This is a genomic window from Rhizobium sp. LCM 4573 (assembly GCF_001854865.1).
Lineage (GTDB): Bacteria > Pseudomonadota > Alphaproteobacteria > Rhizobiales > Rhizobiaceae > Neorhizobium.
In genome coordinates this window covers 12,140-27,366 of the sequence record NZ_MDDW01000011.1, presented here as the reverse complement: position 1 = coordinate 27,366, position 15,227 = coordinate 12,140, and the positions used below count along the sequence as shown (strand labels likewise).

Below are 15,227 nucleotides of genomic sequence, written 5' to 3'. Positions count from 1 at the left end.
CATGAGACTACCGCGACCCTAGCCGTTCACCAGCGGAGCGGGGAGTAACAGTGTTGTCGGGAAACCGGGCACCGGAGGTCTCATCCAGCGGCGGGCGCGTCCCCGCCCGAACGACTGCACCTTGCCGACCTTCCAAAGCTGCTCGAGTGCGCGCTGCACGCTGCGGGCACTGATGCCAAGTGCAATCGCCAGAGCCGAGCTCGACCAGGCTTCGCCGTCGGCGAGAAGGGCGAGAACTCCGGCATGCTGTTCTTCGGCGTTCGGCACCAGCACGACGACCTCACCCGCGAGGTTCGGGGAGAGGGCAAAGCCCTGATCCGTGGCGGTCACCTCCGCAAGCGGCCCGAGTTCCGCGCGCAGCCGCCCGATTTCCACCCGAAGCCGAGCGCGGTGCGATTCATCTGCCTGTTTCGCCCGGAAGGCTCGCCTGACGAGCAAATCCCTGCTGACGTCCCCAGGCCAACCTTCGGCAAGCGCTCGACCAAGGGAAAACAAAACCGGGCGGGTTGCAAGCGAGACGACCGTTCCATCGCTTCTTACAAGGTTACGGCAGGCATCGACGATGAAGGCACGGGAAGCCAGCAGTGCTTCCACCTCTTCCAACAGAAGATGGCGTTCCTCTCCGCCTGCTATCACGCGTGCGGCCGGTTCAGTCATCAGCAGGGAGAGGCTCTCCACCTCCGCCATCAAGCCGGGAATGCCGGAAATCCGCGCTTCGTGCTCGGCCCTGGCGAGTGCGATGCGTGCGGCCTTCGTTCGCAGGCGCCGAATTGCGATGCCTGCCGCGGCGAGCTCGTAGGTCGCTCTCAGGGCCGGGGTGAGCGCTGCGGGGTCGATGCCGGCGAGCAATTGCATGGCCTCGTCCAGGCGGCCGATCAGCAGCAGCCGACGCGCCATAAGACACCCCGCATGGGCAGCATTGGCGCGATCGCCGCGCCGTTCGAGCACAGTTCGCGCCGCGTCGAGCGCCTTGACGGGCCATGTAAGGTCTCGTGACACAAGAGCGATTTCGGCTTCGGCGACCGCGCACCGTGCACGGGAGACCGCATCCTTCGGGCCGAACGCCCGGGCAGCTCGCTTGAGAAGATCCTTCGCTCGAACAAGATCGCCGAGTTGCGCCATCGCGATGCCGCGCAGCGCCAGCGCGGGTGCATCGTCGCGCAGAGCCACCCTCTTCAATGCGGAGAGAGGATCGCCTGCGGCGAGAGAATAAGCCGCGGCCGTGATCAGAGAGTCCATCGCAATCCCGTCACACTTGTTACTCCCGCCGTTCGGTTTCCGATGCCAGAATTATCCCACACTGAAGGCGCTTCGGCGTCGCAGGAGGAATTCGCGAAATCAGGAGGTATCGACATCATGACTACACCAGTCGGGAACGGACGGAAAGGCGGACAGCCCGCCATGCAAACGCCACCGGTCGTATCGTCGCAGGAGTGGGAGAGGGCCCGCCAGCAGCTCCTCGTGAAGGAAAAGGCTCAGACTCGCGCCCGTGACGCCTTGGCCGCTGAGCGGCGGCGGATGCCGTGGACGGCCGTGGAGAAGGCATATGCCTTTGAAGGGCCGGCGGGCAAGGTAAGCCTGCTCGACCTGTTCAACGGCCGGCGCCAGCTGATCGTCTACCGCGCCTTCTTCGAGCCTGGCGTGTTCGGCTGGCCCGACCACGCTTGCCGCGGATGCTCCATGGTGRCCGACCAGGTTGCCCATCTGGCCCATCTGAATGCCCGTGATACCACCCTGGTCTTCGTCTCGCGGGCGCCGCAGGAGGACATCAGGCGGCTGAAATCGCGTATGGGCTGGAACATTCCGTGGTTCACCATCACCGACAGCTTCGATGCGGACTTCGGTGTGGACGAGTGGCATGGCACGAACGTGTTCTACCGTGRCGGTGACCGAGTGTTCCGCACCTATTTCATCAACAATCGCGGCGACGAGCAGATGGGGGGCACCTGGAACTACCTCGACATCACGCCGCTTGGCCGGCAGGAGGTGTGGGAGGACTCGCCGCAGGGCTATCCCCAGAGTCCCACCTACAAATGGTGGAACTGGCACGACAGCTACGTCGAAGATGCCGCTCCCGACGAAAAGTGGGTCGAGGTGTCGGACGCGGGAGAGGCGGCGTTCCGGAACCAGAACGGGAGCATGAAACCATGATCCGCGGGGCGGATTGGCTGCCGCTGGCAGCCTCGCCGACTTTTGCCATCATGGCGCTGCTGACCGGTGTCGTCGGCGATCACTCGGCGGAAATGCTATGCTCGGATACGCACTCGTCGCCGTTAAGCGGAATGGCCACGATGTATTTGTTGATGGGTGTTTTCCATGCGGCCCCGTGGCTGAAGCTGATCCGCGAGCGTCGCGGCTCATTCTGAAAGAAAGCCTGGCGGTTCAACCAAGCTCGGTCGTGACAGCCGGGCGGGCGACCTCGCGAGGGGTCAGCCCGAAGCGCCGGCGGAAGGCGGTCGCGAAGTTCGCGGGATTGGTATAGCCGGCAATGCCGCTGGCTTCCTGCACCGTCGCCTCGTTGGATTTCAAAAGCGCGTAGGCCCGCTCCAGCCGCTGCTGCCGCACATATTCGAAGACGCTTAAGCCCTCCGATATCCGGAAGAGCCTTTGCAGGCCGCTGGCGCTGACGCCCGCTCCACGCGCGATCATGTCGACGCTGAGCGGCGCATCGAGGTTTTCCCGAATGAGATCGGCGGCGCGCTGCAGCTTGACGCGGTCCTGGCGGGTCAGAAGCGCCGACCTATCGAGTTCTGGTTCCGTCCGCAGCGTGGCGGCCAGGCTCTCCGCCACGATCTCCACCGCGCGGCCTTCCAGGAAGAGATTGTGGAGCTGAGGCGCAAGCGGGCTCGGCTCAAGGATCTGCCGCACCAGCTCGACGGTGCGAGGGGTCAGCACCCATTGATGCTCGCTCAGGTGATCGTTCAAGAGCCGCCTTCCCTGGGCAGGGCTGGCGAACTTCGTCAATCCGTCGAAATCCAGCCATTCCGGCGAGGCCGATACCACGACATGGCGCAGATGCTGACGGCGCCTGGAGGACCGCTGGAAACGTTCCGACCGGGCACTCATGATGGCCGTTCCGGTCATCGCGTTCTTTCTCTGTCCGGCGAAGTGGAAGCCGCGGTCGCCGAGGGTCAGATCGACCATTCCGTCCATGAAGAAGATGCAGGAGAAGCCCTCGGGCAGGACGGATGTCGCCGTGAACGGTCGCTCTTCCGTCACGTCACTGAAATGCAGGAACAATCCCGGCCGGAGCTCGACATGCAGGAAATCCCCTTCCACCAGCGTGTCGTCCGGCAGGAGCCGGTCGTCGGGACTGGCGATGGCGACGCCGTCCTTGCGCAGGAAATCGCAGACCYGGAAGCGCCGCGTGCGATCGCGCTCCGCCCGCATATCCGCCCTGCCGTGCGCCAGCTTGTCGTTCATGGCCCCAATACTCCACCGGCCGATATCACTACGGCATCCGCCCGCGTTCCGGTGAATTTTTCGTTTKTTTCGATGTCCAACAAAAGTTTCTTGTTGTTCCGCAAAGGTTCGGGCGTTTTCCCACCCCCGATCATGTCCTAGTAGGTATTTAACTTGAAGAAGCAGGTCAAGTTATCATTGGCATGGATCGGGGTGGCAGATCGTGGGAAACGGGCACGGCAAGGGGCAACGGCATTCTTCGAGAGCAGCGGGTGGATCGTGGACGGGGGAGCGTCTGCGGGCGGCACTTCTCGGAAGCACGCTGTTTTGCAGCATGACGCCCTTCACGGCTCAGGCCCAGGAGCCGGATGCGGCCGCAGGCGGTGAGACCGTTCTCCAGACGATCGTCGTCAAAGGCGAGGGCGCATCCGGTCCCGATCAAGGGATCGTTGCGAAGCGCAGCAGAAGCGCCTCCAAGACCGATACCTCCATTCTCGAGACGCCCCAGGCGTTAAGCGTGGTGACGCGGGACCAGATGGAAGAGCAGGGCGTCACTACGGTGGCCGAAGCGCTGCGCTACACTCCCGGCGTCCATCCGGATCCGAACGGCTACGACCTTCGCTACGACTGGCTCTATGTCCGGGGCTTCAATGCCTACGGAACCATGTGGCTGGACGGCCTGCCGGTCGCCGGCGATCCCATCAACTATTCGACGCCCAGCATCAACCTCTACTCACTGGAGCGGGTGGAGGTTATCAAGGGGCCGGCCTCGGTTCTTTACGGCCGCACGATTCCGGGCGGCTTGGTCAACCAGGTGAGCAAGCGCCCGCAGTCGACGCCCCATCGCGAAGTGACAATCGGTACCTCCGGCTTCGGCGGCGTGCAGGGCTCCTTCGACTTTACCGGCCCGGTCGCCGAAGAGAGCGATTGGAGCTATCGCCTTCTCGGGCAGGCCAGAAACATGCAGACGCAGATCGATCACGAGCGAGACAGGCAGCTCATGATCGCCCCGAGCCTCACCTGGTCGCCGAGCGACGACACGTCGCTGACGCTCTACGGCTATTATCAGCACGACGATCCGGTCTTCAATCCGCGCTTCTATCCCGCTTACGGTACGCTGCTGCCCAATCCGTCCGGGCAGATACCGCGCGACGTCTTCCTCGGCGATCCGGACTGGGGAGGCTTCCGCCGCGATTACTTCCATCTCGGCTACGCGTTCGAACATTCCTTCGACGAGACGTGGACTGTGCGGCAGAACCTTCGTTACGGCCGGTCCGACCAGAACATGGATCTGGTGCTGGTCAACCCGGCCTTCGCCTTTTCCGGCAGGCCCTCGAGCGATCTGAGCCGCGTCACGGCGATCTCCGACGACTGGACGTCGACCTTTGCTGTCGATACGCAGCTCGAAGCCAGGTTCGATACGGGGGAGGCCGACCACACCGCGCTTTTCGGCGTCGATTACGTGCATGGCCTCTCCAGCACCAATTTCGGCAATACCGGCATGGGCACCGTCGTTCCCGGCATCGACTATAACGATCCGCAATATGGCTTCGACTATCCGAGAGCACCGGTAACAGCCTCCGGATTGCAGACACAGGACCAGCTCGGTTTCTATCTGCAGGATCAGATCCGCTATGGCGGCTGGCTCGGCACGTTCGGCCTCCGCTACGACATGTCGGATATCAGTTCTGAAAACCGGATCAATGGCCGCACTGTCGCAACCGAGGACAATGCTGTCACCTGGCGTGCCGGCCTCACCTACCTCTTCGACAACGGGCTTGCTCCCTATGCGAGCTATTCCACGGCCTTCCTGCCGCTGATGGGCACGGATGTCTCCGGCGATCCCTTCAAGGCGCAGACGGCGGAACAGTTCGAGGTCGGCGTCAAGTACGAGCCGCCGGAGGGGCGCGGCATGATCACGCTCTCGCTCTTCAACCTGAACCATGAAAATGCCCTGACGCCGATCGGGCCGCGGCCGGCGAATCCGGTCGCCTATGCCCAGGACGGCAGGCAGCGCGTCCGCGGCATCGAGATCGAAGGCAAGTATGAACTGACGCCCGAGATCGACCTTCTGGCCGCCTATGCCTATTCGGACTCCGAGGTTCTGCGCTCGACCAATGCCGCCGCCGTCGGCAACGAGGTTCTGCGCCTGCCCGAGCATCAGGCGAGCCTCTGGCTCAACTATCGCCCGACGGCGATCGAGGGCCTGTCGCTCAGCGCCGGTGTCCGCTACATGTCGTCCTACCAGACCGACGTCACCTATCTGGACGATCTGCGTATCCCGGCACGCACGCTGGTCGATATCGGCGCCGCATACGATCTCGGCGCGCTCGATCCGTCCTTCAAGGGCACCAGGGTCCAGCTGAATGTCAGCAATCTCTTCGATGAGAAATATGTCTCGCATTGCCTCAACCTGACCGGCGGAAGCTGCAACTACGGCGCCGGCCGGACCATCACCGCGAGCTTGAAATACACATGGTAACGCAGCCGGCCCTGTCAGTTTCCCGATGGGCGCGCCGGCTGCTGGCGCTCCCGCCTTCGATGAGCGTGCTTACGATGGCGGTGATCGCGGTGCTCGCCTGCATCGGGCCGGCGCGCGCCGAAATCCTGCTGAAGGACGCGGTGGGACGCGAGGTACGTCTCGCATCGCCGGCGCGCCGGATCGTCACCAACGAGAGCCTGCTGCTCTATTATCTGGCCCTTATCGATCCCGATCCCGTCACCAGGATTGCCGGATGGGCAAGACCTGGTCGCATCGACGGCGGCGTCTACCGGACGTTCCGGGAAAAGTTTCCAGCAATCGATGCGATTCCGGAGGTCGGCAGCGTCGTCCCTTCGAATGCTCCGGCTGAAGCAATCCTCGGCGTCAGCCCCGATCTCTTCGTTGTCAGTCTCTGGCAGCCGGAATGGGAGCAGATTGCCGGCCAGCTCGAGCGCGCCGGCGTACCGGTGATTTTCCTCGACAGTCCGCAGACCACCAGGCGCGGCCCGGCGGAGGCGACAGCCTTCTCCATGGAACTCCTGGGCCAGGCGATCGGCAGGGAAGATCAGGCGCGCGAATTTTCCGCCTTTGTGCGGGGAAAATACCGGCAGGTCGCCGAGCGCCTGGCCGGCATCGCCGAACGGCCGAAAGTTCTGATCGACGTGCATKCGGGCACGCTCTGTTGCTATACGCCCGGCTCTGACAATCGCATCTCCCATTATCTGGAGCTTGCGGGCGGACACAGTATCGGCGCGGATATCGCCTCCGGTTACGACAGCCAGCTCAGCCCGGAATTCGTGGTGGGTTCCGATCCGGACATCTATATCGGCACCGGCAGTCCCCATCTCGGGGCGCAGGGCGGACTGGCTCTCGGCGGCGACATCGATGAGGAGACGGCGCGCCGTTCGCTTCAGGGTGTCACGAGCAGGAACCTGCTCGAAAATCTCTCGGCGGTGCGGGAAGGCCGCGCTTTCGCGGTCTCGCATCAGCTCGCGATCTCGGCCCTGAATGTCATCGTCTTCGAATGCTTCGCCAAGTGGGCGCATCCCGAGGCGATGACGGATGTCGATCCCGCAAGAACAATCGACGAGATCAACCGCCGCTTTCTGGCCGTCCCGCTGAAAGGGACGTTCTGCGTCGGCGTCGAGCCGACACCTCAGCCGCAAAAGTAACGGAGATGCACGTGGCAAGGTTCTTTTCTCAGGCCCACATCGAGCTCGCCGATCCGAAAATTGTAATCGCGGCGGTCTGTCGGCACATGACGGAACACAATGCCGAACTGGAGGAGGAGGGGGACACGCATCTGCTGCGCTTCAAGACCTCCAGCGCACGCTTCGTTCCCGACGGGGAGGCCATTCGGGTCGATGTCGAGGCGGCCGACATGGAAGGCATCTATTTCACCCGGCTGGCGATCGCCTCCCACATTATCGAGTTCGCCGAAGGTCAGTCTCCGCGCATTTCCTGGCAAGGGGCAGGCGATGAGATTTCCCGTCCGCCCAATTTTGAGATCATGGCCGTGAAAGCCGTGGAGGACGTCACGCCTCATATGCGCCGGCTGACGCTTCAGGGAGAGCGAGTGGAACGCTTTTTGCCGCTGGATGCGCTGCATCTGAACGTTCTCGTCCAACGCTCGGATGCGGCGGAACCCCAGTGGCCGACGGTCGGTCCCGATGGGCTCATCCAGTGGCCCGACCCGGCGAAGCGTCCGGATTTCCGCAAATATACGGTGCGGTCGGTCGATGTCACGGCCGGTACGATGGATCTGGATTTCGTCATTCATTCGGATGCGGGTCCCGGGTCCAGCCTGGCGCAAAGCGCAAGGCCCGGCGACCGGATCGGGATCGCCGGGCCCGGCGGGGGCGGTCTGGTAGACGCCGACTGGTATCTCTTTGCGGGCGACGAGACCGCATTGCCGGCGATCGGCCGGATGCTGGAGGCCCTGCCGGATGAGGCGAGGGGATCGGCTTTCATCGAAGTAGCGGACGAAGGCGAGGTTCAGCCGCTCCGGCACCCGGCCGGACTCAAGGTGACCTGGCTGTTGCGGAAGGGAATTCCGGCGGGTACGGCGAACCTGTTGCCGCCGGCCGTGGAAGGAGCCGAGTTCCCTTCCGGGGAAGAGAGGGTCTATGTCTGGGCCGGTTGCGAGTTCGACGATTTCCGCGCCATCCGAAAGCATGTCCGCAACGAGCGCGGTTTGCAAAAGCACGAGCATCTGGTCGTGTCCTACTGGCGCCGGGGCGTCGAAGGGGATTAGCCGCAGTCTCGCCTTTATTCGAGGAGCCCGAAGATCGGGCCGTAGCCGCCATGCCAGGAATAGTCGTTGCGGTCCATGGCGGGGCTGTAGATCCCTGCACCTCGTCCGCCGTCGAGGAACAATGCGTCGGGGCATTTCAAGTGGTCGCGGAACAGGCGCGCGAAGTCATGGAAATTCACCCTGTCCTCGCTGATCGCGAAACGAACCCCGCCTGAGCCGCAGATCCCCACGCCGCTCCGGCGGGTTCTGTCCTGGGATCCGGCAATGAGGGCCGGGTGCAGCTTGTTTCGGATGACGAGCATGGGGCCGGACTGGGTTGCGAACCGCGCCTTGGGTCGGCGCTTCAAGAACTCCTCCGTCGCGACTATGCCGGCGCCCGTCTCACCCAGAAAGAACACGCCGTTCGGCTTCTTGTAGAAATTGGGAATTTGGCCAGCCGAGCCCCGAACCTCCGACGTATCGGCGGGCCGCAGCTCACGGCCGTTTTCGATGTAAAGTCCCATCGGTGAGAAATCGGGCAGGTACATCCCGGCATTCATCGCGAATGTCAGCGTCCGCCCCTCGGCGGCCACGGCTTCGGACAGGCTTGAAAAACGGCGGTACGGCTCGCCGTCGCCATTCTTCCAGAACAGTCGCAGATCGGCTTTCGCGGGGTCCAGCGTGCAGACGACGTATTTCGYCGTTTCGAAGGCTTCTTCCCGGCAGGGCTGGGCACCGGCCGCCCGCTCGGGCGTCATCAAAGCCGCCAGCATCATGGCCAGGCTGAGCGCGCTGGAAGGAAGATGGATCATCGGTGCATCAGGGGTTGGGATATTGGGCGACACCGGGTTCCCGAGGCTTTTGTTCAATCGGCTCATCGTCGTTGACCGCTGCGATGGTGAGGATGCAGGCGGCGAGAGCTGCAATGAATATCGCTCCATATGGCATGGCTGTATCTCCGTTGCCCCCGGAGGCAATTCACTACCGAAAGGTTAATTAGGTCGTAAAAATTATAGTAAACGGCAAATGCGTCCCATTTCGGTTTCAGTGGACGGTGATTCCCTGCCGATGTTTGGAAGCATCGTCCCAAATCGATACATAATGCCTTGAAACTGTCACCTATCGTTCATGCTGCAGCGCAATAGTCCAGCCGACGGCCAGGAATGGCACATGGAGCGGTTGGCCTCGGGCAGGATTTGTTTCATCATTGGCCGCGCTTGTGCCTCCCGAGCCTCTCCTTCTGCCGCCGGCAGGGTTGAGGATGAAACAGGGCCATGATCATCGCCACGGCTGTGATCCGGTTCCTTCGACCAATCAGTAGCGAGGGCCCAATTGCCGGGAACAGATTCAAATCCACCCCGTGCCTCCATGCTCACCATCCTGTCGTCATTACGCTCGGCGCTTCTCGGGATAGGGCTGACGAGTTCCGTCATCAACATACTGGCCCTGACGGGCTCATTCTTCATGCTGCAGGTCTATGACCGCGTCATTCCCGGCCGCAGCATGCCCACGCTTGCCGGGCTGATCGTCATCGCTGCGACGCTTTTCGTATTCCTGGGCGCGCTGGAACTCATCCGTCTGAGGCTGCTCGCCCAGGTCGGGCTGTCGGTCGACGAACGGCTCGGCAAGACCGTGTTTCGCTCGCTTACATCGGCTCCCTCGCGCGCCCGACTTGCTTCGATGGGTCTGCAGCCGATACGGGACATGGATGACCTACGCGGCTTCCTGTCCGGGCCGGGTCCGGCAGCTCTGTTCGACCTTCCATGGATCCCGTTCTACCTCTTCCTGTGCTTTCTGTTCCACGTATGGATCGGCGTCACGGCGCTGGCAGGGGCCCTGCTTCTTATCGCCCTCGCTATCCTGGCAGATGTGACGTCGCGCAAATCGGCGCGGGAGGCTGCGAAATTCGCGGCCGAGCGTTCCGCTTTCGCGGAAGCCGCCAAACGCAATTGCGACGCCGCGGCGGCCATGGGTTTCGGCCATCGTCTGGCCGCGCGCTGGACGCGGATCAACGACCGCTATCTCGTCAATCACCTGCGCGCGACGAACATCACCGGTTCACTTTCGACCTTCTCGCGGATCGCCCGCATGATGCTGCAATCGGCGGTTCTGGCGGTGGGGGCGATCCTCGTCATCCGCCAGGAAGCGACAGGTGGCATCATGATCGCCAGTTCCATCCTGGCGAGCCGGGCGCTTGCGCCGCTGGAGCTCGCCATAGGTCACTGGCGCGGATTTGTGGCCGCGCGGCAGAGTTGGCTGCGGCTCCTGACGCTCGATGCGGCGATGGAGGTCAAGGGGCCGGAAGTCGCTCTTTCCAGACCGAAAGAACTGGTCTCGGTCGAAAACCTGCACCTGGCAGCTCCTGGCTCGAAGACACCGATCCTCCGTAACGTTTCCTTCGAGGCAAGCGCCGGTGAGGCGATCGGCATCATCGGCCCCAGCGCATCGGGGAAATCATCGCTTGCACGCGCGATCGTCGGTCTGTGGCGGCCGCTTGGCGGAAATGTTCGCCTCGATCGGGCCTGCCTGCTGCAATGGGACGAGGAGGAACTCGGGCAGCATATCGGCTACCTGCCGCAGGACGCCTCGCTTTTTCAGGGATCGGTTGCCGAGAACATCGCGCGGTTCGATCCGGATGCCGCGTCGGAGAAGATCATCGAAGCGGCGCGCCGGGCCGGCGTCTACGAGATGATCGTCCGGTTTCCGGATGGCTTCGATACTGAGATCGGCGAGCAGGGGGCGGCACTTTCGGCAGGCCAGAGGCAGCGGATCGCGCTTGCCCGCGCGCTTTATGGCGATCCCTTCCTCGTGGTTCTCGACGAGCCGAACGCCAATCTCGATGCGGAAGGCGATGCAGCACTTGTCCAGGCGGTTGCCGGCATCAAGGCGCGCGGCGGGATCGCGCTGGTGATCGCGCATCGCCCGAGTGCGCTTGCCGCTGTCGACAAGGTTCTGGTTCTCGCCGGTGGCCAGGTGCAGGCCTTCGGCCCGAAGGACAAGGTGCTGAAACCGGCGCCGGCTCAGGCCGCAGGCACGGCAGTCCGGTTGCTTCGCGCCGGCGCGGAGGCGGCTGAATGATGATGAAGGCACGCGCTCCTCTGGCTGAACGCGCCATCCGCCGCCTGACCATGCTGGCGCTCTCCGGTATCATCCTGCTCGTCGGCGTTCTCGGAGGGCTCGCCGCCACGATCAATCTCAGCGGAGCTGTGATCGCCGCGGGGACCCTCGTCGTCGACAGCTACCCGAAGCCGGTCCAGCATCAGCGCGGCGGGACGGTTGCCGCGCTTTTCGTCAAGAACGGCGACCACGTGGATGCGGGAGAGGTGCTCATTCGTCTCGACGATACGCAGATGCGCGCGAATTTCGCCATTGTATCGAGACGGCTCTGGGAGCTTTCGGTGCGTATCGCGCGGCTGACCGCCGAACGCGACGGCAGGCAAACGATCGCTTTCCCCGAGCCGCCGGCCGGGGCCGATGCGAGCGTGATGGAGGAAGAGCGCAAGCTCTTTGCCGATCGGCGCTCCTCCCGAAAGGGCCGCGAGGCGCAGCTCGACGAACGCATACGCCAGCTCGGCATGCAGGCCAAGGGCTTGACGGCGCAGCAAGAGGGCAAGCGCAAGGCGATCACCATCATCGAAAAGGAGCTTTCCAGTCTGYGGCCGCTGGCGGCCAAGGGCGTCATTCCCGGCACCAGGGTCTATGCGCTGGAACGCGAGGCGGCAGACCTCGAAGGCGAACTCGGCAGCCTCGTGGCCTCGGCGGCCGAAATCAAGGGAAAGATCGCCGAAACGGAGCTGCAGATCATCCAGATCGGTGACGATCACCGTAGCGAGGTCTCCGACGAGCTTCGCCGGGCCCAGGCCGAAACCGGGGAATATTCGGAGCGGCTGGTCGCGGCCGAGGACCAGATGAGGCAGACCGATATCCGCTCGCCGCAAGCGGGGATCGTTCACCAGCTTGCCGTCCATTCCGCCGGTGCCGTCGTGACACCCGGAGAGCCCGTCATGCGGATCGTGCCTGACCGCGATGCGCTGACCCCGGAACTCAGGCTTTCGCCGCGCGACAGGGATCAGGTGAGCGTCGGCCAGGATGTCGAACTGCGCTTCTCCGCCTTCAACCAGCCCACCACGCCGGTGCTGACGGGCCGGGTGATGAGCGTGGCGGCCGATCTGAGCAACGACGAGCGTACCGGCGAAAATTACTACAGCATCCGGGTTCAGGTGCCGCCGGCGGAGTGGTCGCGGCTCGGTAAGCTGATGCCGGTCCCCGGCATGCCGGTGGAGGCTTTCATACGCACGAGCGAGCATACGGTTCTCGCCTATCTGGCCAAACCCTTTAGCGACCAGATGGCCCGCGCATTCAGGGAGGAATAGCCGCAAACGTCGTCCGTGCCGGAGAAGTTGCAGGCACGGGCGCCTTCGAAAATTGACCATCACCAAAGGAGTAGACAATGCCCCAATCGATACAGAATGCCGTCGGCGATACGCTTTTCTATAGCGGCGCCTCAAGCGCCTGGTTCTCCGCGAGAGGCTCCGGGCCGGAGCTTTACGGTACGGCGGGCAACGACTCGATCTGGGGCGACGGCTCCGTGAACGTGACCATGTATGGCGGCACGGGCGACGACATCTACTATCTCTATTCGAACATCAACCGCGCGGTCGAAGCCGCGGGTGCCGGGGTCGATACCATCGATACCTGGATGAGCTACACGCTTCCGGAGAATTTCGAGAACCTGAGGGTCACCGGTGACGGCCGCTACGCCTTCGGCAACGAGATCGACAATATCATTTCCGGCGGATCGGGAAGCCAGACGATCGACGGTGGCGGCGGAAACGACGTGCTGACCGGCGGCGGTGGTGCCGATACCTTCATATTCACGCGCGGCAATGGCAGCGATCTCATCACCGATTTCGGCGCCGACGATACGATCCGCCTGAACGGCTATGCGTTTTCGTCGCTGGAGCAGATCGTCGGCAGTTCCACCCAGGAGGGAGCCAATCTCAGGATCGCGCTGGGCGAGGGGGAAAGCCTCGTTCTCGCCGACACGACGGCCGCCGAGCTCACCGCCGACCAGTTTCAGCTGACGCTCGACCGCTCCGGGTTCTCGCTGACATTTGCCGATGAATTCGACAGTCTGTCGTTGAGAAACGGGGACCAGGGTACCTGGGATGCGAAATTCTGGTGGGCTCCCGAACATGGCGGCAYGCTGGCCGACAACGGCGAGCTGCAGTGGTACATCAATCCCTCCTATGCGGGGACGTCGTCGGTCAATCCGTTCTCGGTCGACAACGGCGTGCTGACGATCACGGCAGCGCCGACGCCGGACGCGATCAGCGCGGAAGTGGAGGGGTACGACTACACATCCGGCCTGCTCAATACCTATTCCTCCTTCGCCCAGACCTACGGTTACTTCGAAATCCGCGCCGACATGCCGACCGATCAGGGCACGTGGCCGGCCTTCTGGCTGCTGCCCGCGGACGGCTCATGGCCGCCCGAACTCGATGTGGTCGAGATGCGAGGCCAGGATCCGAATACGGTGCACGTCACCGTCCATACGCAGGAGACCGGTTCGCGTACCAGCGAGACGAGCGCCGTCAAGGTTCCGAGCACGGACGGGTTCCACACATATGGCGTGCTGTGGGACGAGGATCAGATCGTCTGGTATTTCGACGACGTGGCGATCGCGCGTGCCGATACGCCGGCGGACATGCACGACCCCATGTACATGCTGGTGAACCTTGCTGTCGGCGGTACGGCGGGCACTCCGGGTGCTGCCCTGCAGGACGGAGCAGAACTCAAGGTCGACTATATCCGGGCATACTCGCTGGAGGATGCGTCGGCCGCGGCAAGCAGTTCGGTGGCATCGTCCGACTGGGATATCTGAGGAAGGCCGGCGAAGCGAAATCGAAGGATGAGCAACGGCCAAGTGTCGGCGGCCGTTCCACTTGTCGTTGTCGATGGTGACGGCATCCAAAAACAGCCGGGCAGTGGCTCCTGAGGATCTGCCCGCCCATTACAACATTTATGCCGTTGATATTTCCAATTGATCCGGCTCGATCGGCTGAAGCAGTTGGATGTGGTCGGCGAGCATTTCGGCAGGCACTCCGCAATTAGTCGTAGATGCTATGGCCATTCTTAGACAATGATATCGCGCCCCTTGTACATAGATCAAGCTAGCGACGCGCTGCGTTGAGCCCGGGATGAATCTCGAATATCCTATGGGTAATTTGCGGATCCGCACTCTTTATCATCGCTTTGCGATGAAAGGTGTTCAGCCTCTCATCTCAGGTAGTCCAGAAAAGCAGATCGGAGGCAATTCCCTTCGGGCTTGTTCCAGCGAGGTTCGAAGGGAATTGGGATGAAGAACTACGCGATGATGTAAACGACCTTGTGGCTGGAAGGCTCGACAATGACGATTCGACCGTCGGCAAGGATGAAGTAGACATAATTCCGGTAGGCTGGAACCAGCTCGATAATGCGAGGTGGCAGCGGATGCAGCGTCACCGTCTCCGGAACCGCTACGCCGACATTGATATCGAAATCGACAGTTGCAGGTTCAACATCGCTCTCCACGATCACATTGCGTATTTCCGTCCTCTGCTCAGTAGTGATTTCCACGTTTCCGGAGGTCTCTGTTGTGGTTGAGCTGGTATCGCTTTGGCCCGATTGCGCCGGTGCGCCGGTGGTGCCCCCCTCACTGCCCGATGTCGTGGATCGCTCCTGCTGAGCGTTCCCACCGGTTCCTGTCCCCGATCCAGAGCCGGAAGCTGCGCCAGAACCGGACTCAGCGCCACCGCTGCCTGTCGTTGTTTCAGACTGCGGATTTTCACTCGGCTGACTATTGCCCTCGGCCGACTGCGGTGTCGAAGTTTGCCCTTGTGACGTTGTTCCCGTTTGACCCTGAGCTTCAGGCTGACTCGTTGCGGGAGGAGTCTGCGATCCGCTTTGTCCTTGTTTGGGAAGGACTTTGGTTCCGGAGCCGCCTTGCTCCGTGCCTGAAGAGTTACTCTGAGCAAGTATCGGCGTTGTTGAAAGTGCGGATCCTCCAAGGAGCACAGATACAACAACAGTATTCAAGATTTTCATTGCCGTTCTCCTGAGTTTGGCCAT

The 15,227-nt window shown here is 62.6% G+C and carries 12 protein-coding genes; 8 read left to right on the top strand and 4 right to left on the bottom strand.

The window, feature by feature from the left end; translation table 11 throughout:
- Positions 1-18: 18 nt before the first annotated feature.
- Positions 19-1,239, bottom strand: coding sequence for a DNA-binding protein (locus LCM4573_RS15860; protein ID WP_071007357.1), 1,221 nt, complete (start codon positions 1,237-1,239; stop codon positions 19-21).
- Positions 1,240-1,356: 117 nt separating this feature from the next.
- Between LCM4573_RS15860 and LCM4573_RS15855 the strand changes: the two genes are divergently transcribed.
- Together LCM4573_RS15855 and LCM4573_RS15850 are read left to right on the top strand one after the other, a co-directional pair.
- Positions 1,357-2,151, top strand: a complete 795-nt coding sequence (locus LCM4573_RS15855; protein ID WP_071007356.1) for a DUF899 domain-containing protein — start codon at positions 1,357-1,359, stop codon at positions 2,149-2,151.
- Positions 2,148-2,366, top strand: a complete 219-nt coding sequence (locus LCM4573_RS15850) for a hypothetical protein (protein ID WP_071007355.1) — start codon at positions 2,148-2,150, stop codon at positions 2,364-2,366. Before LCM4573_RS15855 ends, LCM4573_RS15850 begins: the two co-directional genes overlap by 4 nt.
- A gap of 16 nt (positions 2,367-2,382) precedes the next feature.
- Here the strand turns inward: LCM4573_RS15850 and LCM4573_RS15845 are convergent, their stop codons facing one another.
- Entirely contained in the window at positions 2,383-3,423 is a 1,041-nt protein-coding gene (locus tag LCM4573_RS15845) for an AraC family transcriptional regulator (RefSeq protein WP_071007354.1), read from the bottom strand.
- Positions 3,424-3,736: 313 nt separating this feature from the next.
- Between LCM4573_RS15845 and LCM4573_RS15840 the strand changes: the two genes are divergently transcribed.
- From LCM4573_RS15840 to LCM4573_RS15830, 3 genes are read left to right on the top strand one after another with little or no spacing between them, the layout of a single operon-like run.
- Positions 3,737-5,884, top strand: coding sequence for a TonB-dependent siderophore receptor (locus LCM4573_RS15840; protein ID WP_071007353.1), 2,148 nt, complete (start codon positions 3,737-3,739; stop codon positions 5,882-5,884).
- The gene (locus LCM4573_RS15835) at positions 5,878-7,056 is read left to right on the top strand and encodes an ABC transporter substrate-binding protein (protein WP_071007352.1); all 1,179 of its coding nucleotides are present in this window, start codon (positions 5,878-5,880) and stop codon (positions 7,054-7,056) included. Before LCM4573_RS15840 ends, LCM4573_RS15835 begins: the two co-directional genes overlap by 7 nt.
- Positions 7,057-7,061: 5 nt before the next feature.
- Positions 7,062-8,138 (top strand): siderophore-interacting protein, encoded by a 1,077-nt coding sequence (locus LCM4573_RS15830; protein ID WP_071007351.1) that lies wholly within the window; start codon positions 7,062-7,064, stop codon positions 8,136-8,138.
- Between the two features lie 14 nt (positions 8,139-8,152).
- Here LCM4573_RS15830 and LCM4573_RS15825 read toward each other — a convergent pair whose 3' ends face one another.
- Positions 8,153-8,929: a phosphodiester glycosidase family protein gene (locus LCM4573_RS15825; protein WP_071007350.1), complete on the bottom strand. Its 777-nt coding sequence runs from the start codon at positions 8,927-8,929 to the stop codon at positions 8,153-8,155.
- Between the two features lie 556 nt (positions 8,930-9,485).
- Between LCM4573_RS15825 and LCM4573_RS15820 the strand changes: the two genes are divergently transcribed.
- From LCM4573_RS15820 to LCM4573_RS15810, 3 genes are all read left to right on the top strand, one after another.
- Complete coding sequence (locus LCM4573_RS15820) at positions 9,486-11,195, top strand: type I secretion system permease/ATPase (protein WP_071007349.1); 1,710 nt, start codon at positions 9,486-9,488, stop codon at positions 11,193-11,195.
- Positions 11,195-12,490 (top strand): HlyD family type I secretion periplasmic adaptor subunit, encoded by a 1,296-nt coding sequence (locus LCM4573_RS15815; protein ID WP_071007415.1) that lies wholly within the window; start codon positions 11,195-11,197, stop codon positions 12,488-12,490. Before LCM4573_RS15820 ends, LCM4573_RS15815 begins: the two co-directional genes overlap by 1 nt.
- A gap of 77 nt (positions 12,491-12,567) precedes the next feature.
- The gene (locus tag LCM4573_RS15810) at positions 12,568-14,001 is read left to right on the top strand and encodes a family 16 glycosylhydrolase (RefSeq protein ID WP_071007348.1); all 1,434 of its coding nucleotides are present in this window, start codon (positions 12,568-12,570) and stop codon (positions 13,999-14,001) included.
- A 482-nt stretch (positions 14,002-14,483) separates the two neighbouring features.
- On the opposite strand, the gene LCM4573_RS27355 is transcribed toward LCM4573_RS15810, so the two are convergent.
- Positions 14,484-15,203, bottom strand: a complete 720-nt coding sequence (locus LCM4573_RS27355; protein WP_083347479.1) for a DUF1236 domain-containing protein — start codon at positions 15,201-15,203, stop codon at positions 14,484-14,486.
- Positions 15,204-15,227 lie beyond the last annotated feature (24 nt).

Bases quoted from the DNA above. Each gene is read 5' to 3' on its own strand.
- LCM4573_RS15840 (WP_071007353.1), top strand. From the start codon at position 3,737: ATGACGCCCTTCACGGCTCAGGCCCAGGAGCCGGATGCGGCCGCAGGC.
- LCM4573_RS15860 (WP_071007357.1), bottom strand. From the start codon at position 1,239: ATGGACTCTCTGATCACGGCCGCGGCTTATTCTCTCGCCGCAGGCGAT.
- LCM4573_RS27355 (WP_083347479.1), bottom strand. From the start codon at position 15,203: ATGAAAATCTTGAATACTGTTGTTGTATCTGTGCTCCTTGGAGGATCC.
- LCM4573_RS15850 (WP_071007355.1), top strand. From the start codon at position 2,148: ATGATCCGCGGGGCGGATTGGCTGCCGCTGGCAGCCTCGCCGACTTTT.
- LCM4573_RS15830 (WP_071007351.1), top strand. From the start codon at position 7,062: ATGCACGTGGCAAGGTTCTTTTCTCAGGCCCACATCGAGCTCGCCGAT.
- LCM4573_RS15820 (WP_071007349.1), top strand. From the start codon at position 9,486: ATGCTCACCATCCTGTCGTCATTACGCTCGGCGCTTCTCGGGATAGGG.